At 61.0% G+C, this 23,784-nt stretch carries 24 protein-coding genes; 1 reads left to right on the plus strand and 23 read right to left on the minus strand.

The window, feature by feature from the left end:
- The 17 genes from TR61_RS09965 to TR61_RS19915 form a co-directional block, all read right to left on the minus strand.
- On the minus strand, window positions 1–290 hold a 290-nt coding region (locus TR61_RS09965), incomplete at its 3' end, for a metallophosphoesterase family protein (RefSeq protein WP_483756983.1).
- Window positions 291–336: 46 nt separating this feature from the next.
- Window positions 337–2,784, minus strand: a complete 2,448-nt coding sequence (locus TR61_RS09970) for a ligase-associated DNA damage response DEXH box helicase (protein ID WP_050929844.1) — start codon at window positions 2,782–2,784, stop codon at window positions 337–339.
- Window positions 2,785–2,932: 148 nt separating this feature from the next.
- The gene (locus TR61_RS09975; RefSeq protein ID WP_082181919.1) at window positions 2,933–3,742 is read right to left on the minus strand and encodes an NAD(P)-dependent oxidoreductase; all 810 of its coding nucleotides are present in this window, start codon (window positions 3,740–3,742) and stop codon (window positions 2,933–2,935) included.
- Window positions 3,739–5,049: an ATPase gene (locus TR61_RS09980; RefSeq protein WP_050929845.1), complete on the minus strand. Its 1,311-nt coding sequence runs from the start codon at window positions 5,047–5,049 to the stop codon at window positions 3,739–3,741. Before TR61_RS09980 ends, TR61_RS09975 begins: the two co-directional genes overlap by 4 nt.
- 95 nt (window positions 5,050–5,144) lie before the next feature.
- Window positions 5,145–5,639 (minus strand): prepilin peptidase, encoded by a 495-nt coding sequence (locus tag TR61_RS09985; protein WP_050929846.1) that lies wholly within the window; start codon window positions 5,637–5,639, stop codon window positions 5,145–5,147.
- 4 nt (window positions 5,640–5,643) lie between these two features.
- Window positions 5,644–6,492 (minus strand): tetratricopeptide repeat protein, encoded by an 849-nt coding sequence (locus TR61_RS09990; RefSeq protein ID WP_050929847.1) that lies wholly within the window; start codon window positions 6,490–6,492, stop codon window positions 5,644–5,646.
- 31 nt (window positions 6,493–6,523) lie between these two features.
- Complete coding sequence (locus TR61_RS09995) at window positions 6,524–7,117, minus strand: tetratricopeptide repeat protein (RefSeq protein ID WP_082181920.1); 594 nt, start codon at window positions 7,115–7,117, stop codon at window positions 6,524–6,526.
- Window positions 7,118–7,145: 28 nt separating this feature from the next.
- The gene (locus tag TR61_RS10000; RefSeq protein WP_050929848.1) at window positions 7,146–8,120 is read right to left on the minus strand and encodes a type II secretion system F family protein; all 975 of its coding nucleotides are present in this window, start codon (window positions 8,118–8,120) and stop codon (window positions 7,146–7,148) included.
- Window positions 8,121–8,133: 13 nt separating this feature from the next.
- The gene (locus TR61_RS10005; protein WP_050929849.1) at window positions 8,134–9,102 is read right to left on the minus strand and encodes a type II secretion system F family protein; all 969 of its coding nucleotides are present in this window, start codon (window positions 9,100–9,102) and stop codon (window positions 8,134–8,136) included.
- A 6-nt stretch (window positions 9,103–9,108) separates the two neighbouring features.
- Window positions 9,109–10,554: a TadA family conjugal transfer-associated ATPase gene (locus TR61_RS10010; RefSeq protein ID WP_050929850.1), complete on the minus strand. Its 1,446-nt coding sequence runs from the start codon at window positions 10,552–10,554 to the stop codon at window positions 9,109–9,111.
- Window positions 10,555–10,574: 20 nt separating this feature from the next.
- The gene (locus TR61_RS10015; RefSeq protein WP_050929851.1) at window positions 10,575–11,807 is read right to left on the minus strand and encodes a CpaE/TadZ family protein; all 1,233 of its coding nucleotides are present in this window, start codon (window positions 11,805–11,807) and stop codon (window positions 10,575–10,577) included.
- A gap of 338 nt (window positions 11,808–12,145) precedes the next feature.
- A complete protein-coding gene (locus tag TR61_RS10020; RefSeq protein WP_050929852.1) occupies window positions 12,146–12,796 on the minus strand; it encodes an OmpA family protein in 651 nt (216 codons plus the stop codon).
- Between the two features lie 4 nt (window positions 12,797–12,800).
- Window positions 12,801–14,225, minus strand: a complete 1,425-nt coding sequence (locus TR61_RS10025; protein WP_050929853.1) for a type II and III secretion system protein family protein — start codon at window positions 14,223–14,225, stop codon at window positions 12,801–12,803.
- Between the two features lie 240 nt (window positions 14,226–14,465).
- Window positions 14,466–15,314 (minus strand): Flp pilus assembly protein CpaB, encoded by an 849-nt coding sequence (gene cpaB / locus TR61_RS10030; protein WP_050929854.1) that lies wholly within the window; start codon window positions 15,312–15,314, stop codon window positions 14,466–14,468.
- A gap of 155 nt (window positions 15,315–15,469) precedes the next feature.
- Complete coding sequence (locus TR61_RS10035) at window positions 15,470–15,667, minus strand: hypothetical protein (RefSeq protein ID WP_050929855.1); 198 nt, start codon at window positions 15,665–15,667, stop codon at window positions 15,470–15,472.
- 104 nt (window positions 15,668–15,771) lie between these two features.
- Window positions 15,772–15,966: a hypothetical protein gene (locus TR61_RS10040; RefSeq protein ID WP_050929856.1), complete on the minus strand. Its 195-nt coding sequence runs from the start codon at window positions 15,964–15,966 to the stop codon at window positions 15,772–15,774.
- Window positions 15,967–16,060: 94 nt separating this feature from the next.
- Window positions 16,061–16,273, minus strand: a complete 213-nt coding sequence (locus TR61_RS19915; protein ID WP_157440881.1) for a hypothetical protein — start codon at window positions 16,271–16,273, stop codon at window positions 16,061–16,063.
- Between TR61_RS19915 and TR61_RS10045 the strand changes: the two genes are divergently transcribed.
- Entirely contained in the window at window positions 16,272–17,108 is an 837-nt protein-coding gene (locus TR61_RS10045; RefSeq protein WP_082181921.1) for a lytic transglycosylase domain-containing protein, read from the plus strand. The genes TR61_RS19915 and TR61_RS10045 overlap by 2 nt on opposite strands.
- Before the next feature lie 3 nt (window positions 17,109–17,111).
- Here the strand turns inward: TR61_RS10045 and TR61_RS10050 are convergent, their stop codons facing one another.
- From TR61_RS10050 to dprA, 6 genes are all read right to left on the minus strand, one after another.
- Window positions 17,112–17,402: a GNAT family N-acetyltransferase gene (locus TR61_RS10050; RefSeq protein ID WP_216595383.1), complete on the minus strand. Its 291-nt coding sequence runs from the start codon at window positions 17,400–17,402 to the stop codon at window positions 17,112–17,114.
- Between the two features lie 4 nt (window positions 17,403–17,406).
- On the minus strand, window positions 17,407–18,036 hold the full coding sequence (locus TR61_RS10055; protein ID WP_050929858.1) for a 3-oxoacid CoA-transferase subunit B: 630 nt from the start codon (window positions 18,034–18,036) through the stop codon (window positions 17,407–17,409).
- Between the two features lie 12 nt (window positions 18,037–18,048).
- Window positions 18,049–19,077 (minus strand): PAS domain-containing protein, encoded by a 1,029-nt coding sequence (locus tag TR61_RS10060; RefSeq protein ID WP_050929859.1) that lies wholly within the window; start codon window positions 19,075–19,077, stop codon window positions 18,049–18,051.
- 10 nt (window positions 19,078–19,087) lie between these two features.
- A complete protein-coding gene (locus tag TR61_RS10065) occupies window positions 19,088–19,783 on the minus strand; it encodes a CoA transferase subunit A (RefSeq protein WP_050929860.1) in 696 nt (231 codons plus the stop codon).
- Between the two features lie 147 nt (window positions 19,784–19,930).
- Entirely contained in the window at window positions 19,931–22,483 is a 2,553-nt protein-coding gene (gene topA / locus TR61_RS10070) for a type I DNA topoisomerase (RefSeq protein WP_050929861.1), read from the minus strand.
- A 152-nt stretch (window positions 22,484–22,635) separates the two neighbouring features.
- Complete coding sequence (gene dprA / locus TR61_RS10075; RefSeq protein WP_050929862.1) at window positions 22,636–23,766, minus strand: DNA-processing protein DprA; 1,131 nt, start codon at window positions 23,764–23,766, stop codon at window positions 22,636–22,638.
- Window positions 23,767–23,784: the final 18 nt, after the last annotated feature.

A 23,784-nucleotide genomic window follows, 5' to 3' on the forward strand; every position in this document is an offset into this window, starting at 1 on the left:
CACAGGCGTTCATCTTCGGGCAGGGCCTGCGCCGCGCCCAGATCGTCGAAGCTGTCGCCCAGGCAGACAACGGTGCGCGCCTGGGTGATGGCGAGGTCGGCGGCCAGTCGGTTCAGCGTGTCGCGCGTGTCATAGGGGGGCAGGGTCATGCCGCTGCGACGGGCCACGCGTTCGGATTTGCCCAGGTGCAGATCGGACACACACAGCAACTGCTGATCCGGCCACCAGAGCGCACCTGAGCCCATGGCGACAAGCTCGGTTCCGGCAAGAGTGAAGCTGTGTCCGTTCATGTTCCGTTCTGTGCCGGATCAGGCGGCGAAAATCAAGCGGTTCATCTTAGAAACCGACGCGCCATTGCGGTTTGCGGGGTTGTGGTGGATCGGCCAAACCTGCTGTTTCCAAAAGCTTTTCAGCCTCTTCGGCCAGAAGGCGTTCTTCCGCAAGGCCTTTGATCGGCACGCGACCTGGTTCCAGGAAGAGGGGGGCCGCCAATGGCGTGATGCGGGTAAGGTGCATATGGTCGATCCGGTTGCCGACACGGGTGGCCATCTCTTCGATACGGCCGAAATCAACGAGGCCGCGCAAAGCCTCCTGAGCGGTGATTTTCAGCATCAGGTGGTCGGGGTCATATTTGTGCAAAGTGTCATAGAGGATGTCGGAGGAAAACGTCGCCTGCCGCCCGGATTTGCGTTGCCCGCCGATATTGCGTTCGATCAGCCCTGCGATGGTGGCCGAGGCGCGGAAGGTGCGTTTCATCACCGCGTTGCCTGCAAGCCATGTATCCAGCCCGTCGCGCAGGGCATTGATATCAAACAAGGGTTTCGGATCGGTGATGTGGTCCAACCCCCAGATCAGGGTGGCGTAATCCGTCGCGACAAAGCCCAGGGGGTTGAGGCCCAGTTCCTCCAATCGTTTGGTCAGCAGCAGGCCCACGGTTTGCTGCGCGTTGCGCCCGGCAAATCCGTAAACCACCATCTGTGCGCGTCCGTCATGGGGAAAGGTTTCGATCAGCAACCGGCCCTGTTCGGGCAACTTCGACACCTTGCGCTGAAGCGCCAGCCAATCGGCGGTGTGGCCCGGCAGGTTGGGCCAGTCGTCTTGCCGGAACATGGTCAGAATGCGGTTCGACAGCTGCGTGGAGGTGGCGAATTTCGTGCCCATGAAGGTGGCGATCTTGGGCTTTTTGTCGGCGCGGCGGGTGACCTCGACCGTCATTTCGCGCAGACCCTCATAGCGCACGATCTGACCGCCGATCAGGAAGGTGTCGCCCGAGGTGAGAGAGGCGGCAAACCCTTCCTCGATTTCGCCTAAGGGCTTGCCACCACGGGATCTTTTCAGCCGTACCTTCAGGGTGTCGGTGTCCTGAATGGTGCCGATATTCATTCGGATCCGTTGCGCCGCGCGCGGGTCTCGGAGCTGCCATTGCCCATCGGGGCGCTGTTGCAGGCGCTTCCATTGGTCATAGGCGCGCAGCGCATAACCACCCGTTGCGCAGAAGTCGAGGCAGGCGTCGAAATCTTCGCGGCTGAGGTCGTGATAGGCACCGGCGGTGGTGACCTCGGCATAAAGCGTATCGGCATCGAAAGGGCCGGCGGCAGCGGTGATCAGGATATGCTGGCAGAGCACGTCCATGGGGCCGGGGCCGCGCGGGTCGCCATCCAGATCGCCTGCCTTGACGGCCTCCAGGGCTGCGACGCATTCCACCACCTCGAACCGGTTGGCGGGCACCAAGAGCGCCTTTGAGGGCGCGTTATACCGGTGATTGGCGCGGCCGATCCGTTGCACCAATCGTTTGACATTCTTCGGCGCGCCGATCTGGATGACCAGATCCACATCGCCCCAGTCGATCCCCAGATCGAGCGATCCGGTGCAGACAATCGCGCGCAACTCGCCCCGCACCATCGCCCCTTCGACGCGTTCGCGTTGCTGCCGGTCGAGGGATCCGTGGTGGATGCCAATGGGCAAGCTGTCGGTGTTTTCCAGCCAGAGATTGTGGAAGAAAAGCTCTGCCTGCGCGCGGGTGTTGTGGAAGATCAGGGTGGTTTTGTGCTGTTTCACCTGCTCCAGCACTGCGGGGATCGCGTATTTTGCGCCGCCGCCAGCCCAGGGCGGGGCCTCGTCCGTCACCAGCATGGAGATATCGGGGGCGGGGCCGGGATCGGCCATCAGGATTTCGCACGGGTCGGGGTGTTTGGCGAGGAAGCGTGCGATGGCGGCGGGGTCTTCCACGGTGGCGGAGAGGCCCACGCGTTTCAGGTCAGGGCAGAGGGTTTGCAGGCGGGCCAGGGCCAGCATGAGTTGGTCGCCGCGTTTGGATTCGGCAAGTGCGTGGATTTCATCGACAACGACCCGCTTGAGGCCCGCGAACATGCGCGGCGCGTCCTCGTAAGATGTTAATAATGCGAGGCTTTCCGGCGTGGTCAGCAGGATATGCGGCGGGTCGGCGCGCTGGCGTTTCTTGCGGGTGGCGGAGGTGTCGCCGGTGCGGTCCTCGATCCGGATGGGGAGGTTCATTTCGGTGACCGGGGTGGTCAGGTTGCGCTTGATATCGGCGGCCAGCGCCTTGAGAGGGGAGATGTAGAGGGTGTGCAGCCCGTCATGGGGCGTCTCGGAAAGGTCAACGAGGGTGGGCAGAAAGCCTGCGAGTGTCTTGCCGCCGCCGGTGGGGGCGATGAGGAGGAGAGCGGGATCGTCGGCGCGATCGAGCATGTCTTGCTGGTGGGGATGGATGGACCAGCTCTTGGCGGAAAACCAGTTTTGAAACCTGTCGGGAAGGGCGCGCATGGACGAGAGGTAAACCGAACGTGCGGAGGGTCCAAGGGGGATTTGGGGCTGCACACACGGCGTGCACAACCCATGCATAGCACGTGCACCGATGTGGTGCATTCTAGGGGCGCTGCCCCCGGCCCTGCGGGCCTCCCCCGCCGTATTTTCAGCAAGAAGAAGGGCGGGGGGGGAGTTTTGAGATGGCTGCCTGCACGGTTTCGGGCAGGGCGGTGTCGGCGCCCTCGGGAGCCGCGTCAAGGGCGCTGGCGACATCCTTGACGAGGATTGCGATGGTGTTGTCGGGTGCGAGCCCGTCGCGGGCGAATTCGATGTCGTTGAAATTCGAGGCGAACCAGTTCTGGCCGGAGGAGGTGTGGATGAGGTTCAGCAGGGCGGTTTCGTCAAGCCCGGCCTGATCCGCCCAATCCAGCACCAGCCGGGTCATGGCGGTGTTGGAGGCGGCCAGAAGGTTGTTAAGCACCTTGGCCTGCATGCCTGCGCCGAAAGGGCCCATTTTGTGAAAATGTGTCCCCATTGCGGCGAAAATAGGGTTACAATCTTCGATTTCTGCAGGCTCACCGCCGAGCATGAAGGACAGCCGCGCCTCTTCCGCGGCGATCTGGGCACCGGACATCGGTGCGTCGATCAGGGTGATGTGATCGGGGATTTGGTCGCGTAAAGCCCTGACATAGCGGGGCGAGAGGGTGGAGCAGATGATGATCCGCTTGAGAGAATTTGCGGAGGTGAAGTTCTGCGCGCCGAACAGAACGTCATCGGTTTGCGCGATATCGCGAACGACCGTGATGAGCGTGCCCAGATTTTGCGCGAATTCAGCCGCATTGTTGGTGACATGTGGTTCCAGAGGGCCAAATTCGCAAGAAGGGCGGATATCGAAGCCTTTGGCATCGAACCCCGCCTTGCGCAACGCGGCGAGCATGGGCGCGCCCATGCGCCCACAGCCCGCAACGCCGATCATTTCACGATATGCTCGTCTTTGACGAACATGTTGGCCCAGGCGCGGTCGATCAGTTCGGGAGACATCTGGTAGGGCAGGCCTTCGAATTCACAGATGGAGATCATCTGGTCGATCAGGAAGACCGGCTGGTAGTTTGCATAAATGTTCTTGATGGTCGGGTATTTGACCTTGAGAAGATGCACCAATGCCTTTTCGTCCAGCGGCATCCCCTTCTTGCGCGCCACCAGCGCGAAGATTTTCAGGAAGTTTTCCTGATTGGGGCCGTCGATCTTGATCTTGTAGAAGATCCGGCGGAGGGCGGCCTGGTCGAAGATCTCGTTCGGGTGGAAGTTGGTGGAGAAGATCACCAGCGTGTCGAAGGGCACCTCGAATTTTTCGCCCGATTGGAGGGCGAGGATATCCTTGCTTTCTTCCAGCGGCACGATCCAGCGGTTGACCAGTGCCTGCGGCGGTTCCTGTTGGCGGCCGAGGTCGTCTACGATGAAGATGCCGCCAGTGGATTTCAGCTGCAGCGGGGCCTGATAGGTTTTGGCGTTCGGGTTATAGACCAGATCCAGCATGTCGAGCGACAGTTCACCGCCGGTGATCACCGTGGGGCGTTCGCATTTCACATAGCGGCTGTCGAAGCGGTTCGACGAGCGGCGCAGCTGGTTCGGGTTGTCTTCCTGCACCATCGCGGCGGTGTGCACGATGGGGTCATAAACGGTGATGACCTGCCCGGAATATTCAATGGCGAAAGGCACATAGATCTTGTCGCCCATCGCGTCGCGGATCCCGTTCGAGATCGAGGATTTACCGTTACCTGGCGGGCCATACATCAGGATCGACCGGCCCGAGCTGACGGCGGGGCCGAGATTGTCCAGAAGATCATCGGGCAGAATCAGGTGGCCCATGGCATTGATCAGCTGATCGCGGGTGATCTGGATGTTGCGGATCGACTGGCGTTCGACCTGTTCGCGGTAGACGGTCAGCGGCACCGGCATCGGCCCGTAGTATTCGGATTGCGAGAGCGCATCGAGCGCGCGGGATTTACCGGCGTCAGTCAGCTGATAGCCCATTTCGTTGCCGCTGTTGGCGTTCAGCGTACCGGTGGCTTCCAGCAGTTTCTGTTCGCGCGTCATGTCGATCAGTTCCTGCGTGACCGAGGCGGGCAGGCAGATGGCGCGGGCGATTTCCGACACGGTAGAGACCGATTTACGGAAGATCGTTTTCAGAAGGATGTCGCGCATCATCACGACCGGAAGCTGCATGTCTTCCAGATAGCGGGGCAATGGCGGGGCCATGACGGATTGGGGCTGCATGTTCATCGGGAACGCCTCATGTTTTCTTTTCTTGCCCTCTTGCCGGAGTTTTGTGGCCAAAATGGGCCAAAACCGGTGTTTTGACGCGATTTTTCAGGCAGTCAGCTGCCTTGTGCGATCGCCAGCGCGAGATAGGCCAGGAAGGCCGGGCCAAGTGCCAGTCCCATGGGGAAATCCCAGCCGCGGTCCCAGCTTTGCCAATGTGGCGTGGCGCGGCGGAGGGGGGAATATTTGGCGATCCGGTGGGTGACAAAGGCCGCAAGGAGCGTGGCGCAGAAGATCATCAGGACAAGGATGCCGTCCTCGCGCGGGACAAACGGGGCGGCGGCAGCCACGAATTTGGCGTCGCCCGCGCCCACCGCGCCGGCGGCATTGAGGATGATGCCCACAACCAGCACGATCAGCATTTGCAGAAGGCGCATGCCGTATTCGGGCAGGGGCAGGGTGATCAGCCCAAGGATCAGGAAGAGGCCGGCCAGAGCCAGCACGGCCTCGTTCTTGATCTTCATGTCGCGCAGATCAGTATAGGCGACGTAGAGGCAGATCGGCAGAACGAAGGGCAGATACCACAGCGCAGCGCTTGCACTTAGCGCCATGGCGTCAGCCTGCTTCGAGCGCCCGCAGGGAGCGCACCGCCTCTTCGAAATGCTGGGGGTGGGTGTCGATGGCTTCGCGCAACAGGCCCTTGCCGGTTTCCACGTCACCCTGTTTCACGGCCGAAAGTCCCAATGTATGCAAGAGCTTGGCACGTTCGATCTGGCTCATCGGGACGACGGGCAGGGAATAGTTGCGCTGCGCGCCGCGGGCCAGGACAAGGTTGTTTTTCGCGGTGAACAGCGTGTCATCCTGGCGGATCGCCTCGCCGAAAAGACGCTCGGCCTCGGAGAAATCGCCACGCGACAGTTTGGAATAGCCCCAGTTATTCATCACGCCGGCTGGCCGTGTGGTCAGGCCCATCGCGGTTTCATAGAAACTGTCGGCGTTCGACCATTCCTTATTGCTGTCGGCGACCATCGCTTCAAGCCGGTAGCGTTTGAAGGTCTCGTGGGTGGGCGGGATGGCGTCGAGCACGGCTTCGGCCTTGTCCCAGTTGCCATTGCGGATCAGCGCATCGGCGTAATCCACGCGGTCATCATTGGTGACTTCGGCGTGATTTACGACGCGCTCCCAGGCGGGGACGGCTTCGGTATTGCGCCGCGCACGGACCAGAGATTTGGCCAGATTGCGCTGCAAGTCGATGCGGTCAGGCTGTTCTTTCAGCGTGCGCTGGAAATAGGTGACCGCCTCGTTCGGGTCGGCCACGGTCAGCATCACGTCGCTGAGATTGGTTTCATCGACGACATTGACGTCCTGAAAGGCCCGTTCAACCGTTTCTTCACCGCTTTCGGCGCAGGCCGACAGCATGAAAGCCCCTGACAGGGACAGCACAAGAAAAAGGGGATGGCGCATTTTTGCGTCCTTTTACTGCTCTGGCTCAATGTTACTCGGCTGTTTGTATCAGGAAGTCGCTGCTTCCCCGTCGCACGAGTTTATATTGTTGTTCTTGCAAGACATTATTATCAGTATTTTCGGATTTTGCGAGTGCTAAGCGCAAATTGTCCCGAATTGATGTGCTTTCGCCATCATCCAGCGCAAAAGCGCGCTTGAAAACTTCGACAGCTTCGGCTGTCTGGCCCTGTTCCATGAGCAAAACGCCCAGATTGTTCCAGGCTTCGGGCCATTCGGGTTCTTCGCGCACGGCACGGCGCAGCAGCTCTTCGGCCTGGCCCAGACGGCCCAGTCCCAGGTTGGCGGTGCCCATGCTTGAGATGATCTCGGGCGTGAGGCCCTGTTCCAGCGCGGCGCGGGTGAACGCGTCGAGGGCCAGTTCATATTGGCCGGCCTGCATCAGGCGGTGACCCACTTCGACGCCATCGACGGCCTCACCGCGCAGATCGGTGCCGGGTGCAAAGGGGCTGCCATCGTCACGGGAAAAGCCGCCTGGTGAACAGGCGGCCAATCCGAAAGTCAAAATCAATGCGCAAGCGCTGTGCCACATGCGGGCTGGGTGTTTTTTCATCTGCTCCAGCCGCATGTTATGCCCGTGCGTTGCTGCCTGGTTCTTACATCGAGCTCATCATCGAGATGTTGTGCGCCGATGGCCCGATCAGGATGACCAGAAGGGGCGGAACCGTCAGACCCATAGTGGCAAGGGTCATCTTGGTTGGCAACTTGTTTGCGGCTTCTTCGGCGCGCATCACGCGTTTGTCCCGCATCTCGCCCGCGTAGACCCGCAGCGCTTCGGCGATGGAGGTACCGAAGGTTTGCGACTGGATCATCACGGTCACGAAGGAGTTCACATCCGTCACGCCGCAGCGGGTGCCCATATCGCGCAGAACTGCGCTGCGTTCCTTACCGGCTTTCATTTCGTATGCGACGATTTCGAATTCGTCGGCCAAAGCGGGATAGGAGACACGCAGTTCCTTGGCCACGCGGATGATCGCCTGATCCAGCGACTGACCGGCTTCAACGCAGACCAGCAGCATGTCGAGCGCATCGGGAAAGGCGCGTTCGATGGCCTGCTGGCGTTCGTCCACCCGGCGGGTCACCCAGTATTTGGGCAGCATATAGCCAGCGCCACCGGGGCCCAGAGTGAACATCACGATTTTCTGGGTCGAAAACTCCTGACCGCCGGAAAGGAAGGCCACATAGACCACACCCAGCACAAGACCGGCCAGACCCAGGGCGAACTGGGCAAAGTGGAACATCCGGACCGCGTCGCGTGACTGGTACCCGGCCTGCGTCAGCTTGAGCTGCATGGCCGAAAGCTCGTCCACGTCCTGGGGTTCGAGAAAGTTCGCGAATTTCTCAAGCTGTTCGTTCCGGCCGGCGGTGCGCAGGCGTTCCTTGTCAGATTTCTTGGCCTTTTTCGGCTGTGACCCGCGCTGCAGCTTTTTCAGCGGATCTTCAGGCTGGTTCAGCATGAACGGGATCGTGAGCAGGATCATGAACAGACCCAGGATGCCGACCACGATCAGGGGACCGAAATCGCCCAGATGCAGTTTAAGGAAGTCGTTGATATTGGTCAGAAAGCTCATGGTACTCTCCCGGTCACACCTTGATGTTGGTGAGCTGACGCATGACGATAAGGTTCAGGGTCAGCATGATGCCCACGAAGAAGCAGGCGGGGATGAAATAGGGGTGGTCCAGCACGTCGTCATAGTAATTGGGCGAGGTCACCTGGATCACGGCAAGACAGACCAGCGGGAAGGCCGACAGGAACTTGCCTGACCATTGCGCTTCGGCGGTGATCGCTTTCACGCGGCGGAACAGGCGGAAGCGCGCCCGGATCACCTTGGCCAGACCGTCGAGGATTTCGGCCAGGTTACCACCGGATTGCTGCTGGATCCCCACGGCCACGGCGAGGAAGCGCAAATCCTGCATATCCAGCCGTTCGGCCATTTCGTTGATCGCTTCGGCGATGTCGCGGCCATAGGAGGCCTCGTCCGCGATGATCCCCATTTCGGTGGCCAGCGGGTCGGGAACCTCTTTCGCGACGATCTGGATGGCTGAGACGAAGGGATGGCCCACACGCAAGCTGCGCACCATCAGTTCGACTGCGTCGGCAAGTTGCTCTTCGATCAGGCCGATACGTTTCTTGGCCTTGGAGTTGACCCAGAAATACACCGCGCCCACACCGATGAAGGCCGAAATGGCGACGCGGATCGGCGTTTCGGTTTCGGTGCCGACGGTCAGGCCCACGAATGAGACGATGCCAAGCCCGATCATGATCATGATCAGTTGGCGTGGGGAAAAGGCGATGGCCCCTTTTTGCGCGCGTTCCGCCAGCAGCGAATAAAGCGGGATGGAGCGCGATTTCATATGCTGCTGCATCTCCTTGCGGAGCTGTTCCAGCACCTGTTCGCGGCGACCGCCCTTTTCGAGCATTTCCAACCGGCGATTGACGCGGTTGTTCAGGCTGATCGATTTGCCGAAGGCCACCAGATAGATGCCTTCGACCAACGCCAGAACGGCGATGAAGATCATACCATAGATGATTGGTTCTGCACTGATAGGCATGGCTGCTTACCCCATAACCGTGGGTTCATAGATGGATGCGGGCAGGTCATACCCCCACATCCGGAACCGTTCCGAGAAGGCGCTGCGCACGCCGGTGGCCGTGAAATGGCCGATGATTTTGTTGTCGGGCGTCAGGCCCACACGCTGATAGCGGAAGATTTCCTGCATCGAGATCACATCGCCTTCCATTCCGGTGATTTCGGTGATCGAGGTCATGCGGCGCGAGCCGTCCTGCAGACGCGAGGCCTGCACGATCAGGTTCACAGCCGATGCGATCTGGGAGCGCACGGCCTTCAGCGGCATTTCCACACCCGCCATGGCGATCATGTTTTCCAGACGGCTGATCCCGTCGCGGGCCGAGTTGGCGTGGATCGTGGTCATCGATCCGTCGTGGCCGGTGTTCATGGCCTGAAGCATGTCGATCACTTCCTCGCCGCGCGTCTCGCCCACGATGATGCGGTCGGGACGCATCCGCAGGGCGTTTTTCAGACAGTCGCGCGGCGACACCTCGCCCTTACCTTCCACGTTGGGCGGGCGGCTTTCCATCCGGCCCACATGGATCTGCTGGAGCTGAAGTTCCGCCGTATCCTCGATCGTCAGGATCCGTTCGGAGTTGTCGATGAAGGACGACAGCGCGTTCAGCGTGGTGGTTTTACCCGAACCGGTACCGCCCGACACGATGACATTCAGACGTGTGGCGACGGCGGCTTGCAGGTAAGCGGCCATTTCCTCGGTAAAGGCGCCGAACTTCACCAGGTCGTCAATGCCCAGCTTGTCTTTCTTGAATTTCCGGATGGAAACGAGAGAGCCGTCCACCGCCACCGGCGGCACCATCGCGTTGAAACGCGAGCCATCGGCGAGACGGGCGTCGACGTAGGGGTTCGATTCATCGACTCGCCGGCCCACGGCCGACACGATCTTGTCGATGATCCGCAGAAGGTGCTTTTCATCCTTGAAGGTGACGTCGCTGAGTTCCAGCTTACCGGCGCGTTCCACGAAGATCTGTTTGGGGCCGTTAACCAAGATATCGTTAACGGTTTCGTCCTGCAGAAGCGTTTCAAGGGGCCCGAGCCCCGTCACTTCGTCGTAAAGTTCCTTGTTCAGCGTCTGCCGATCCTCGCGGTTCAGCACGATGCCCTTTTGTTCCAGGATCTCGCTGGCGATCGAGCTGATTTCGGTGCGCAGTTCCGCTTCGGTCGCGTGTTCCAGCGCAGAAAGGTTGAGGTTTTCCAGCAGCGCCCGGTGCAGTTCCAGCTTGATCTCGCCCATACGCTCTTTGCGCTTGCGCTCGCGGTCCATGGGCGCGGCTTCGGCGGCCTTGTTGGGCATGGGTTTGCGCATCGCCGCCGGTTTCGGGGCGGCATCGCCAACGGGTTTCAGATCAGGCGCGACCGCGGGGGCCGCTTTCACCGCCTCAGGTGTGCCGTTTGGTTTCTTGTACTTGGAAAACATGGGTATACCTGCTGATCGGGTTAGGCTGCCTCGGCCGGGCTTTCGCCCAGCTCGAAGATGGATTGTGCGAGTTTCGCGATTTCCTTGCGAAGAGGGTTCTTCGCGCTGGAGCTGGCAAGCGGCAGGCCGTGATCGCCGGCCTGCATCACCGGTTTGCCGCCATCGGGAAGCTGCAGATCAATCGAGATGCCCAGGGATTCGCCCATCCGCTTCACGCGGCTTTTGCCGCTGAGATCGGTAAAGCCCGGCGCGCGGTTCAATGCGAAGCGCAGCTTGTTGAAGGGCAGATCCTCGGATTGCAGTGCGCGCTTGAGGCGCAGGGCATTCTGGGCGGAACGCATATCCAGTTCGATCACCGCGAAATAGACATGGGCCGCCTGCAGGACGGTTTCGGTCCATTGCACCAGGGTGGAGGGCATGTCGACAATGACATAGTCGAAATGGCTGCGGGCCATTTCGATTACGCGCGACACGTCTTCCGGCGACAGAAGATCCAGGGGGATCATATCGGTTGGCGCGGTCAGAACCTGCAGCTTGTCTTCAAAGCTGAGAAGCGCCTGGCCGAAGGTTTCCTCATCCATGCTTTCGGTGTCCGAGAGCATCTCGAACACCGCTTCGCGACGGGGCAGATCCAGATAGGTCGAGACCGTACCGAATTGCAGATCAAGGTCGATCAAGCACACTTTGGGCGGGCTGTCCCCGCCCAGATTGGCCAGTTCCCAGGCCAGGTTCGTGGCAATGGTGGTCGAGCCGACACCACCCGCCAGACCGTGAACAACCAGAAGCGCGCCTTCCTTGGCCTCGCCCGATTTCAGCTGGGGGCTGTTTTGGGATTTCGACGTCTCGGGGCGGTTGCGCAGGTTTTCGATGGCGGCCTGCAATTCGCCCTCGGGAAGCGGGTAGGGGACGAATTCATCCGCGCCCTTGCGCAGCAGCTGGTGCAGCGTTCCCGGCGAGACGTCTTCGGCGATCAGAACAACCTTGATGTTGCGCTTTTTGGCCTGAGCGATGATCTGGCCCAGCAGGACGAGGTTTTCCTCGTCGGACTGGTCCATCGCAAGGGCCACGAATTCCAGGGATTCTGCATCTGGCTGGCCGAAAAAGGCCAACGCGTCATCAAAGCTCAGATCGCCCCAGTTCTCGCCGACCGCGGCCTCCATATCTTCGATGAGAAGATCAAAGTTCTGCACGTCCCGGCTGATCGTGCAGGCGACGATCGGGCTCATTTCGGGTTGCGGCATTCCGCTGCTCATTACCTTCGTCCTTCTTAGTCAGGAACAGGTCAACTGAGCGACGCGGTGGCTTTTCTTGCCCCCATCTTGCCCGGCTGCCCGCTGTTATTCCGACCTCTGGGGGAACGTACGCCCCCCTTACGGATCGAATGTCGCGGGTAATCTGGGCAATAGTTGGGCCAAAAAGCTCCAATTGTTGGGTATTGCGGAACGATACCGGCCAGATGGCGGATATTGTTTTGGAGATGTGGGGAGGAGATCCGGGTCGAAAATCGCGCGCTCGGGGGATGTGGGGGAGGGCGCCTTTCGACAAAGGGGCGTTCCCGATAGAACCGGAAACGCCCTGAGTATTCAGGTGATTATTCGTCGCTGCCGCCGCCATTCACGCCGGTCAGTCCTGAGACGGCCGTCGCGCTGGCGACATATTCGCGATAGATGATCTGGGCGTATTTGCCGTCGATCACGCGCGGATGCGATTTCACGAAGCCCGACACTTCGGTCACTGTGCGGCGGTTGCGCCGTTCGCGGTTCTGCGTGGCGATCAGGGGCCGTGTCTCGCCGAACGAGACCACCGCTTCGAGGCGCGAGCGGCTGATGCCCTGGCTGACCAGATAGTTCACGACCGCGTTGGCGCGGCGCTGACCAAGTCCGCGGTTATAGGCGTTGGAGCCGACCAGATCGGTGTGCCCGTAGACGCGGAAGCGCACTTCGGGGAACTGACGGATCCAGTTGGCCTGCTGGCGCAGGATCGCACGGGCGGATTCGTCAAGCTCGGACCGGTTGAACTCGAAATTGACGGTGGAGGGCACCTGTTCCGAGAACCGTTTGGCCAGGTCCAGCATGTAGCCTTCTTCGCCGGACTGCACCATCATGTTGTTCATGGTGGCGTTGCCGAAGGACCCGGTGTCGAGGCGCGAGCCCGCTTCCGAGAAGAAGCCAACCGGGCTGCACGCGCCGAGGGTCATCAGGCTGGTGCCCAAGAGAACTGCGGTGATGTGTTTGTTTTTCATGAGATCAATCCATCACATAGCCGTAGGAGCCGCTGAAGTCCTGCTTGGCGACTTCGTTTGCAGCGCGGTTACCACTGCGATCGTTGCGCGACACCTGACCAAAGAGGAACAGTTGCTGTTCGGTGGGCGGTTTCACGCGATCGGTGGGCAGGGCCAGCGCCTCGCCCCGGGTTGGGGTGACCAGATGGGCGGTGATGATGATCACCAGCTCGGTCTGGCTGCGCTGGTAGTTGGCGCTGCGGAACAGCGCGCCCAGCACCGGCACATCGCCGATCCAGGGCAATTGACGGTTGCTGTCGATGAAGTTGTCTTCGATCAGCCCGGCAATGGCGAAGCTTTCGCCGTCACGCAGTTCAACCGTGGTCGAGGTTTCGCGGCGCGAGAAGGCGTCGATTTCGAACCCGTTGATCGAAATGCCGTTGGTCGGGTCGATATCCGACACTGCCGCCAGCAGTTCGAGGTTGATGCTGTCCTTGTTCACCACGCGGGGGACAAAGTTCAGCTCGATCCCGAAGGGTTTGAATTCAACCGTGATTTCGCCGTTTTCCTGGCTGACCGGCACGGGGTATTCGCCACCGGCGAGGAACTTGGCCTCTTGCCCCGAAAGGGCGGTCAGGTTCGGCTCGGCCAGGAAGCGGACAACGCCTTTCTGCTCAAGCGCTTCAAGCAGGAGACCCACTTGCAGCGAACCCGAGCCGAAGCCAAAGAGGATGGCGCCGGTGTTGTCGTTCAGGTTGGGAATATTGCCGCCCAGGGAGTTCGTGACGGCCCCTTGGGTGTTGGTTGTGCCCGACCCACCCGAGACGCCGACGTCGCCACCAAAGATGGAGCCGCCGAGGGAGAGCGAGGAGCTGAGCGATTTGGTGACAGACCGCTGCATTTCCGCAAAGCGGACTTTCAGCATGACCTGCTGCACACCGCCCACATTCATCAGGTTCGACACGCGCTCGGGTGCATAGCGTTCGGCCAGATCAAGTGCGCGTTGCAGGTTCTGAGAGCTGGAGACCGTACCCGAAAGCACGATACCGTCATTCGCGGTGCGAATTTCGATCTTTTCGCCGGGCAGGATCTGCCGCAGGCGTTCCTTGAACTCGGTCACATCGGCGGCGACCTTCACATCCACGTTGGTGATCAGCTGACCGGCGCCATCCAGCAGGGTCAGTGTGGTCAGGCCCGGCGATTTGCCCAGCACATAGATCGTGCGATCCGAGAGCGAGGAGATATCCGCGATACCCGGGTTTGCAATGCTGAGTTCAGCGAAGGGGACATCGCTTTCCACCACAACCGCGCGGTTCATTGGCACGTTGAGGGTGGATGACGTTCCTTTCTTGACGACCCGCAGGGTTTCCGCCTGAGCGGTTCCCGCAAGCGGTACACAAAGGACCGACAGCCCAAGCAGGGCCGCTTTCAAAGTACTTCTCAATGTCATGTGACCTGCCTCTCCGATCACGCCTCTAGGGTACGGGTCTTTTCGCCCGCGATTACGGTTACTGTGCGGCAATTCCGATTTTATTGCAAGAATCAACTATTTCCGGAGGTTTTTGCATGTGGATATCCCGCAACAACCACAAGGGAATCTGTTTATAAACAACGGAACCCCTAGATGTGGAAAAGCCAGGCCGTGTTTGAGCCTGGCTTCTCAAGCATTTGATGGTGCACGATTAAAGGATCAGTTCGTGCAGGGGATCGGGATTTCGACCACCTCGGCGCCGCGGCGGGTGCGGATTGTGCACACGCGTTCCTTTTTCTGTTCGATGATCTCGGCTTCGGCCAGACCCAACAGCGCGTTCTGGTCGACTTCGATCCGGCCGGTAACGGTGTCGTCATCGGCACCCAGCAGGGCAAGCGACAGGCCACCGGTGCTTTGGGCCTGGGCCAGCTTGGCCACCTGATCGGGGCGCGCGGCCACGGTGACGGTGCGCGCAATCACGGCGCCGTCAAGATCACCGCCCGCGGTCTGGTCGATGGCGATCAGGGTGATGCCGCTTTCGATCAGCTTGGTCACATCCGTGCGGTTGTTGTTGCCGGGCAGGCGGCCCGTCCAATAGATATCGACGCGGTCACCTGGGCGCAGGAAGCCCGACACGCCCGAGGCCACGTCAACGCGGATCGCGAAGGCGCGCATGCCTTTTTCCAGGCGCGAGATCAGGCCCGCATCCTCGCCCGGGGCGGTGACCTTGATGGCCATGATGGCCTCGTCCTTTTCCATGGCGCGCAGAACAAAGCGCGGTTCGGCATTGCCATTGGGAAACAGCGCATCTTTCGACAAAAACGCGCCTTCGGGGACCGCATCTTCGGGCCAGCGCACCGCGCGGACCGCTTCGGGTTTCAGAATCTCGCCATAGCGGAGCGGAGATTTGGACACCAGCACCTCGACCGTGGGGACGATCGCCTCGCGCGCTGCGCGTTCCTTGGCCAGCTCCATTTGATAGGCCTCGATATAGTTCTTGGCCATCATGACGGCGCCGCCCGCAAGGCCTACGCCCACGATCAGCACCAATCCAAACACCATACGCATGCCGTAACCTTTCGTTTCTGCTCTGCTTATTGTCCGGGATCGTTGGACGATCCGCTTATTAGACCCCGATTGTAGCCAGGGATCGTGGCCAAAAAATGTCTGCGCCGCGACGAGACGATGAAGATCGACCCGGTGTCGCGGCGCAAATGCGTGGTTTAGTTACCGTAAAGACCGATGCTGACCTGCGCGGCGGCAAGGCCGGTTTCAACGGCAGTGCCAACACTGCCTGATGCACCTTCAATACTCACGATGGCAACGCCACCCAGTGCAACAACTGCTGCGGTCAGAACAACCCAGTCAACAGTGACTGCGCCGTCTTCTTCGCAGAAGAATGATTTTACGCGTCTGTACATGACTGTACCCCTTATCGGTGGCAACTTTTTGTGCAGGAGCAAGAAAGGCCGCGTCCAAGAATGGACGCGGCCCCCTTAACAACGCTACGAAAGCAGCGAAGCTATTATTCGCCGCCCAGGCCGGTGTCGGGCGTCACGTTCAGAGCCGTTGCGATGTTGCCGGTGATGGTTTCAGCACCAGTTTCGATCGATGCATAGGCAGCGCCGCCCAGTGCCACAACGGCAGCGGTCAGAACAACCCAGTCAACAGTCACAGCACCGTCTTCGTCTTTACGGAAGTTTTTGATAAAGTTCAGCATTTTCGTCCCTCCAGGAAGGTATGTTAAAGTAACTCAAATCGCCGCGTACAATGACTGTCTCTCACTTCAGTCTGCGCCGGTTCGATGGGGTTAATTAGCCCCCGGAATAGGGCGCGAATAAGGCGGGCTTTTGAAAATTTCGCGTCGAAATTAACGGTTGGGTAGGTTTTTGACCGCCCAAAGCGCCTATTTCGGCAAGAATCGGCAGATTCGCCGGATTTCCGCTTAAAGAGGATTCTTCTGGTCTGAAGTGCCGTTTTCGCGGATAGTGCAGAAAAATCGGATCGAGCAGCAGGTTCCGAAACATGGTCAGATATCTTTCCGCGCTGGTTTTCGGCGTGTCCTTGGGCATTGCGCTGCCGGGGCTGGGCTTCGCGCAGGCGCTTAATGGCGGGAGTTTCGAGGCCAAGCGCGTCAAGCCGCCCGCGCCGGGCACGACCAAGCGCATCACGGTGCAGGTACCGCCCCGGGCGAACCCGGCAGTGCCCCCCTTGCCCGAACGCCCGGTGGAGGAGGTGACCGCCGTTCTGCCCGCGGTGCCCGACGGCGCGGCTGTGGGGCGCTATGCGTGGTTCTGGGACAAGATCTCGCCATCTTTGACGGAAAGCGGGCCGGGGCGGCTGGATGCAGCGATCCAGACCCTGCGTGGCGCGGCCGAGCAGGTGAAGGCCCCGCGGCTGCAGCATCTGCAGGATATCGCGCGCAGCCACGGGGTGGATATTCTGACCAGCACGATCGGCACGCAGGTCTCGCCTGCCCTGGTTCTGGCGGTGATTTCGGTTGAATCAGCGGGCAAGGCGGATGCGGTCAGCAGCGCCGGGGCCACGGGGCTGATGCAGCTGATGCCCGCAACAGCGGAACGGTTCGGCGTAAGCGATAGCACGATTGCCACGCAGAATATCGCGGGCGGGGTGAAATATCTGGATTGGCTGATGAAGGAATTCGCGCGCGACCCGATCCTTGTGCTGGCCGGGTATAACGCGGGCGAGGGCTCTGTGCGCGATCACGCGGGCGTGCCGCCCTATGCCGAGACCCGCGATTACGTGCCCAAGGTTCTGGCGGCGTTCGAAGTGGCCAAGGGCCTGTGCCTGACCCCGCCCGAGCTGATCTCGGACGGATGTGTCTTTGCGGCGATGAACTGAAGCTCAGACGTTGAACGCGTCGGCCCATTCGGGGTGTTTGGCGCGCTGGGCGTTCACGAAAGGGCACAGCGGCACGATTTTCCAGCCTTCGACGCGCGCGGTCTCGACCAGATGGGCCACGAGTGCCGCACCCGCGCCCGAGCCGCGCAGCGCGTCGGGCACGCCGGTGTGATCGGCGATCCGCATACCGGGCGACAGGATCGAGAAGGTCAGTTCGGCTTCATGCCCGTCATGGACAAGGAAGAAGCGGCCCTTCTTGCCGTCTTCTTCGCGCTGGATGTCGAATTGGGCCAAAGGCTCAGTTGACGATGGTGGCGAGGGTGGCTGCGCGCAGCTCATCCTCGGTCACTCCGTCGGCGGTTTCCACGATCTTGAGGCCACCTTCGACCACGTCCAGAACACCCAGATTGGTGATGATGCGATCCACCACGCCCTTGCCGGTCAGCGGCAGGGTGCATTCCTTCAGCACCTTGCTGTCGCCATGTTTATTGGTGTGATCCATCACGACGACCACGCGGCCCACGCCGGCCACCAGATCCATCGCACCGCCCATGCCCTTGACCAGCTTGCCGGGGATCATCCAGTTGGCCAGATCGCCGTTTTCGGCCACTTCCATCGCGCCCAGGATCGCCATGGCGATCTTGCCGCCGCGGATCATCCCGAAAGAGGTCGCGCTGTCGAAATAGGCGGTCTGCGGCAGTTCGGTGATGGTTTGCTTGCCCGCATTGATCAGGTCGGGGTCCTCTTCCCCGTCAATCGGGAAGGGGCCCATGCCCAGCATGCCGTTTTCGGATTGCAGCGTCACTTCGATCCCGTCGGGGATGTAGTTCGACACCAGGGTCGGAATCCCGATGCCCAGATTGACGTACCAACCGTCTTGCAATTCCTGAGCGGCCCGCGCGGCCATTTGATTGCGGTCCCAAGGCATGAATGCGTGTCCTTATTCGTTCATGTCCGACGCACCTGCAGGCACGTCAATTGTAATCACGGACCCGGCTGCGCCGCGTCCCAGTTGCAAGGTGCCCTCAAGCCCTTCGATCAGGCCGGTCAGAACGCGCCCGCCGATCGAGGATTTGTTGGGCCATGTCACCTCTTTCGGGATGCCCACGCCGTCATCGGCCACGATCAGCCGCAGCCCGCCTTCGCTCAGCCGCGACATGCGCACTTCGACAAGGCCGGTTTCGAGACGGACGAAGGCATGCTGATAGGCGTTTGAAAGCACTTCGGACATCACGAGGCCCACACGGGTGGCCACTTCGATCGGGACGGTCAGGGGTTCGATCTGAAGGGTCATGCGGATGCCGGGGCGCCCGTCGATATGGGCGATGGCCGAGGCCACGCGCGACAGGAAACTGCCCAGTTCGACCGAGTCACGGTTCGAGCGGCTGTCGGAGAGCTTCATTTCCTCATAGAGGATCTGCAGCGTCTCGATCCGGCGGGAAAGGGCGAAGAAATCTTCCGGCGCCGTCGTTTCGCGGCTTTGCAGGCGGATCATGTCAATGACCATCGACAGGTCTGCGCGCACGCGGTTCTGGATTTCCACAAGCTCGCGGCCGACCTTTTCGGCGCTGGTGTCCAGATCGCCTTCGCGAATTTCCTTCTGAATGCCCACGAAATACTGGCACCGCCCCTTCGCGTCTTTGACCGGTGCGACGATCAGGCGGTTCAGAAACGGTTCCCCGTTCGAGCGATAGTTCAGGATATCAACGGTCACGTCTTCTCCGCGCGCGACGGCATCGCGCAGACGGTCGACATCCGCCTTGTCGGTGTCCTTGCCCTGCAGAAAGCGGCAGTTGCGCCCGATCGTGGCCGATCTGGCATAGCCGGTCATGCGCTGGAAGGCCTCGTTCACATAGACGATGGGGTTATCTTCCAGATTGGGGTTGGTCAGGATCATGGAGACCTGCGCGCGCGAAAAACCGTCAAGCGCGCGGTCCTCGTCCAGAAGTTGTGAGACGCTGTCAGGCATAGCCCAGTCCTTACGCGGCGCGTACTGTCCGCTGTTCGATGCGTTTTTCATGCTCGCCCTGGATCAGGCGATGCACATAGATGCCGGGCAGGTGGATTGCATCCGCGTCCAGTTCGCCGGGCTCGACGATTTCTTCAACCTCCATCACGCAGACCTTGCCGCACATGGCGGCCGGCGGATTGAAGTTGCGCGCAGTCTTGCGGAAGATCGCGTTGCCTGTAGTGTCGGCTTTCCATGCCTTCACGATGGAGAGATCGGCGAAGATGCCTCGTTCAAGGATATAGGTCTCGCCGTCGAAATCCTTGTGTTCCTTGCCCTCGGCGATGACGGTGCCCACGCCGGTCTTGGTATAGAAACCGGGAATGCCGCAGCCGCCTGCACGCATGCGCTCGGCCAGGGTGCCTTGGGGGTTGAATTCCAGCTCAAGCTCGCCCGAGAGATACTGGCGCATGAATTCTGCGTTCTCCCCCACATAGGACGAGATCATCTTTTTCACCTGACGGGTCTGTAGCAGAATGCCGATGCCGAAATCATCCACGCCCGCGTTGTTCGAGGCAAATGTCAGGTCCTTCGCGCCGTGTTCTTTGATCGCTTGCAGCAGCAGCTCCGGGATGCCGCACAGGCCGAACCCGCCGGCTGCGATCGTCATTCCGTCAAAAAGCAGACCGTCCAAAGCTTCGGACGCGTTCGCGTAGACTTTTTTCATTTTGGTTCCCTTAGTTGGCGCGTCAGACTATTCAGAGCAGCGGTCTGAAAGTCAATGTGTCTCATCCGTTCGGCAAATGCCTGCGTAACGCATAGGTTGCGTGCGCAGGGGGGTGTAACGCCCGCAGGCGATACACCTCAAGACCGCTTAACTCTTGGCCTTGGTTTTCTTGGCTGAGCGTTTCCGTGTGGTTTTCTTTCCCGCTTTCTCTGCAATCAGGGTCACAGCCTGGTCCATCGTGACCTGGTCAGGTTCCACCTCTTTCGGCAGGGTGGCGTTTACCTTGGCCCATTTGATGTAAGGACCATATTTGCCATCCATCACGTTCACCGGGCCGCCTTCGGTTGGGTGTTCGCCCAACTCGCGCAACGGTTTGGCGGCTTTGCCCCGTCCACCCCGGCTGGCGACCTTTTCGGCCAGAAGTTGTACCGCGCGGTTCATGCCGACGGTGAAGACCTCATCAAGGCTTTCCAGATTGGCGTTGGTGCCGCCACGGTCCGAGGTGCTTTCGGCATGTTTGATGTATGGCCCATAGCGGCCGATATTCGCCCAGACCGCGATGCCGTCTTCGGGGTGATCGCCCACCTTGCGCGGCAGCGACAACAGCATCAGCGCGCGTTCCATATCCAGCTCTTCCGGCGACCAGTCCTTGGGGATGGACTGGCGCGGGGGTTTTGGCTGATCTTCGGTCGCCGCGCCGCGCTGGACGTAGGGCCCGAACCGGCCCTTGAACACGCGGATCTCGTCGCCCTGATCGTGGCCCAGAAGCTTGCCATCGGGCGGGATTGCGCCGTCGTCTTCGGCGCCCGGCGGGCCAAAGGCGCGGGTGTAGCGGCATTCGGGATAGTTCGAACAGCCGATGAATGCCCCGCCGGAACGCGCGGTGCGCATGCTTAGCCTGCCATTGCCGCAATTGGGGCAGGCGCGGGGGTCGCTGCCATCGGCGGTGGGCGGGAACAGATGCGGCTCAAGCACCTCGTTGATCTTTTCCAGAACGTCGGTGATCCGCAGTTCCGAGGTTTCGGCGATCGCTGCGGAAAAATCGCGCCAGAATCGGGCCAGCACCTGCTGATAGTCGCGCTTGCCGTCCGAGACGTCGTCCAGTTCTTCCTCGAGCGAGGCGGTGAAGTCATATCCCACGTATTTGCGGAAGTAATTCGTCAGAAACGCCGTTACGAGGCGGCCCTTGTCTTCGGGGATGAGGCGGTTCTTGTCCTTGCGGACATAGCCCCGGTCCTGAATCGTCGTCACGATGGAGGCATAGGTGGAGGGCCGGCCGATCCCCAGCTCTTCCATGCGTTTGACGAGCGTCGCCTCGGTATAGCGGGGGGGCGGCTGAGTGAAATGCTGTTCGGGTGTGATCGCGCCTTTTTGCGCGGGCTCCCCTTCGGCGATTTGCGGTAGGCGCTTGTCGTCATCGTCGACTACATCGTCGCGGCCTTCTTCATAGACGCGCAGGAACCCGTCAAAAAGCATCACCTGGCCCGTGGCGCGCAGGCCGACCTGGCCATCGGCGCTGCCGATATCGACGGTGGTGCGTTCCAGTTTGGCCGCGGCCATCTGGCAGGCGATGGTGCGTTTCCAGATCAGATCATAGAGTTTGCGCTGATCGGCATCGGCCAGCTTCAGCGCGTCGGCATCGGCGGTGATATCCGTGGGACGGATACATTCATGCGCTTCTTGCGCATTCTTGGCCTTGTTCTTGTACATGCGCGGGCTGTCGGGAACGTATTCCGCGCCATAGCGGTCCTTGATCGCGTCGCGGGTGGCCATGACGGCTTCGGGCGCCATGTCGATGCCGTCGGTCCGCATATAGGTAATGTGCCCGGCCTCATATAGGCGCTGCGCGACGCTCATCGCCTGGCGCGCGCCCATGCCGAATTTGCGGCTGGCCTCCTGCTGGAGGGTGGAGGTCATGAAGGGGGCAGAGGGGTTGCGGGAGGCGGGTTTCGCCTCGACCAAGGTGACCTTCAGATCACGCGAGGTGATGGCCTGCACGGCCAGTTCGGCCTGCGTTTCGTTTTCGATATCGTAACGGTCAAGCTTCTTGCCGGCGAGGATGGTCAGGCGCGCCTCGTATTCCTGGCCTCGCGGCGTGGTCAGGATCGCCTTGACCGACCAGTATTCGCGGGGGCGGAAGGCTTCGATCTCCATCTCGCGTTCGACGATCAGGCGCAGGCAGACCGATTGCACGCGGCCCGCCGATTTCGCGCCGGGCAGTTTGCGCCAGAGCACGGGCGACAGGTTGAAGCCCACCAGATAATCCAGCGCGCGGCGCGCCAGATAGGCCTGAACCAGCGGCATGTCGACCTGGCGGGGGTTCTTCATCGCCTCTTCCACCGCCGATTTCGTGATGGCGTTGAAAGTCACGCGGCTGACGGGCGTGTCCTTCTTGATGGATTTGCGTTTGGTGAGCGCTTCCTGCAGGTGCCAACTGATCGCCTCTCCCTCGCGGTCGGGGTCGGTGGCGAGGATCAGGGCGTTGTCTTCGGCCAGCGCGTCGGCGATGGCCTTGACGTGTTTTTTGCTGTCGCTGGCCACTTCCCATTTCATTGCGAAATCATGGTCGGGATCGACCGATCCGTCTTTCGGGGGAAGGTCGCGGACATGGCCGTAAGAGGCCAGAACAGTGTATTCCTTGCCCAGATATTTGTTGATCGTTTTGGCCTTGGCCGGAGATTCGACAACAACTACAGGCATTTAGCGGAAAACCTCGAACTTCTGAATCGGCGTGGTGTATGACGGCGCAAGATGTGGGGCGCAAGTGAATATTGTCAATGCGTGGCCCCGTGCGTCACTTTGCTGGGCGGCTTGGCCGGCTGGGATGGGTGCTGTTTGCGTGCCGGATCGGGTTAGCTGACACGCGCCAGCAAGCCACCCGGCTGGCGTTGGATTTTCCCATCAAGTTCCAGATCCGTCAGCGCGGGATTGACCGCCTTGGCGGTGGACTTCAGATCGCGGATCAGCTGATCTTCGGCCAGCGGAGAGGGGCCGAGCCTGTCCAGAATTTGCTGGTGAAGGCGCGCCGTGTCCTGCAGGCTGCGCGTCTCCAGCGGCAATTCGGGGGTGGGCGCCGGTTCTGCCGGGATCGGTTGCGCAAGCGCGTCGATCACGTCCTGCGCGTTGCGCACCAGTGTGGCGCCGTCGCGGATCAGGTGGTTGCAGCCCGAAGCGCGCGCGTCGAACGGGTGGCCGGGCACCGCCAGCACCTCCCGACCCTGGTCGAGGGCGTCGCGGGCGGTGATCAGGCTGCCGGATTTGCTGGCGGCCTCCACCACAACAACTGCGCGGGACAGGCCCGAGATGATGCGGTTCCGCCGTGGGAAATGCCGCGCCATCGGTTGCAGACCCATGGGCTGTTCGGACAGGCGCAGGCCCTTCTGCGCGATATCACGGGCCAGATGGGCGTTTTCAGCCGGATAGACGACATCCACCCCACCGGCCAGCACCGCGATGGTGCCGGTTTCGACCGTGGCCAGATGCGCGGCGGTATCCACACCGCGCGCCAGCCCCGAGACGATGACATAGCCCGCCTGCCCAAGATCAGTGGCAAGCGCCCGCGCCATGCGGGTCCCGAGGGAGGAGGCGTTGCGCGCCCCCACTATGGAAAGCATCGGCCGGGTCATCAGGCCCGGATCGCCGATGGCCCACAGCATGGGCGGCGCATCAGGCAATGTGGCCAGCAATTCGGGATAATCCGGTGCCCCCAGGCACAAAAGCCGCGCGTGCGCGGCTTTTGCGGCCTTGAGTTCGGCTTCAATCACGCCGGGCGGGCATATTTCATATGCGTCCAGCCCGGCCTGGCGTGCCACTTCTGGCAGCGCGGCGAGCGCGTTCTGCGCCGTGCCATGCTCGGCCATCAGGCGGTGAAATGTCGACACACCGACCCGACGAGAGCGCAAGAGGCGGAGCCACGCAAACCGATCTTCTTCCGTGGTGGGTGGGAGTGGGGGGTGAGTGGAAGAAATGTGTTCCGCAGTCATCCGTGGCTCCGCCGTCTT

Origin of the sequence: Aestuariivita boseongensis (genome assembly GCF_001262635.1) — a bacterium.
Classification (GTDB): Bacteria; Pseudomonadota; Alphaproteobacteria; order Rhodobacterales; family Rhodobacteraceae; genus Aestuariivita; species Aestuariivita boseongensis.

Coding starts and splice junctions, on each gene's coding strand:
- TR61_RS09970 (WP_050929844.1), bottom strand. CDS start 2,784: ATGCGCGCCCTTCCCGACAGGTTTCAAAACTGGTTTTCCGCCAAGAGC.
- TR61_RS09975 (WP_082181919.1), bottom strand. CDS start 3,742: ATGATCGGCGTTGCGGGCTGTGGGCGCATGGGCGCGCCCATGCTCGCC.
- TR61_RS09980 (WP_050929845.1), bottom strand. CDS start 5,049: ATGAACATGCAGCCCCAATCCGTCATGGCCCCGCCATTGCCCCGCTAT.
- TR61_RS09985 (WP_050929846.1), bottom strand. CDS start 5,639: ATGGCGCTAAGTGCAAGCGCTGCGCTGTGGTATCTGCCCTTCGTTCTG.
- TR61_RS09990 (WP_050929847.1), bottom strand. CDS start 6,492: ATGCGCCATCCCCTTTTTCTTGTGCTGTCCCTGTCAGGGGCTTTCATG.
- TR61_RS09995 (WP_082181920.1), bottom strand. CDS start 7,117: ATGCGGCTGGAGCAGATGAAAAAACACCCAGCCCGCATGTGGCACAGC.
- TR61_RS10000 (WP_050929848.1), bottom strand. CDS start 8,120: ATGAGCTTTCTGACCAATATCAACGACTTCCTTAAACTGCATCTGGGC.
- TR61_RS10005 (WP_050929849.1), bottom strand. CDS start 9,102: ATGCCTATCAGTGCAGAACCAATCATCTATGGTATGATCTTCATCGCC.
- TR61_RS10010 (WP_050929850.1), bottom strand. CDS start 10,554: ATGTTTTCCAAGTACAAGAAACCAAACGGCACACCTGAGGCGGTGAAA.
- TR61_RS10015 (WP_050929851.1), bottom strand. CDS start 11,807: ATGAGCAGCGGAATGCCGCAACCCGAAATGAGCCCGATCGTCGCCTGC.
- TR61_RS10020 (WP_050929852.1), bottom strand. CDS start 12,796: ATGAAAAACAAACACATCACCGCAGTTCTCTTGGGCACCAGCCTGATG.
- TR61_RS10025 (WP_050929853.1), bottom strand. CDS start 14,225: ATGACATTGAGAAGTACTTTGAAAGCGGCCCTGCTTGGGCTGTCGGTC.
- cpaB (WP_050929854.1), bottom strand. CDS start 15,314: ATGCGTATGGTGTTTGGATTGGTGCTGATCGTGGGCGTAGGCCTTGCG.
- TR61_RS10035 (WP_050929855.1), bottom strand. CDS start 15,667: ATGTACAGACGCGTAAAATCATTCTTCTGCGAAGAAGACGGCGCAGTC.
- TR61_RS10040 (WP_050929856.1), bottom strand. CDS start 15,966: ATGCTGAACTTTATCAAAAACTTCCGTAAAGACGAAGACGGTGCTGTG.
- TR61_RS10045 (WP_082181921.1), top strand. CDS start 16,272: ATGGTCAGATATCTTTCCGCGCTGGTTTTCGGCGTGTCCTTGGGCATT.
- TR61_RS19915 (WP_157440881.1), bottom strand. CDS start 16,273: ATGTTTCGGAACCTGCTGCTCGATCCGATTTTTCTGCACTATCCGCGA.
- TR61_RS10055 (WP_050929858.1), bottom strand. CDS start 18,036: ATGCCTTGGGACCGCAATCAAATGGCCGCGCGGGCCGCTCAGGAATTG.
- TR61_RS10060 (WP_050929859.1), bottom strand. CDS start 19,077: ATGCCTGACAGCGTCTCACAACTTCTGGACGAGGACCGCGCGCTTGAC.
- TR61_RS10065 (WP_050929860.1), bottom strand. CDS start 19,783: ATGAAAAAAGTCTACGCGAACGCGTCCGAAGCTTTGGACGGTCTGCTT.
- topA (WP_050929861.1), bottom strand. CDS start 22,483: ATGCCTGTAGTTGTTGTCGAATCTCCGGCCAAGGCCAAAACGATCAAC.
- dprA (WP_050929862.1), bottom strand. CDS start 23,766: ATGACTGCGGAACACATTTCTTCCACTCACCCCCCACTCCCACCCACC.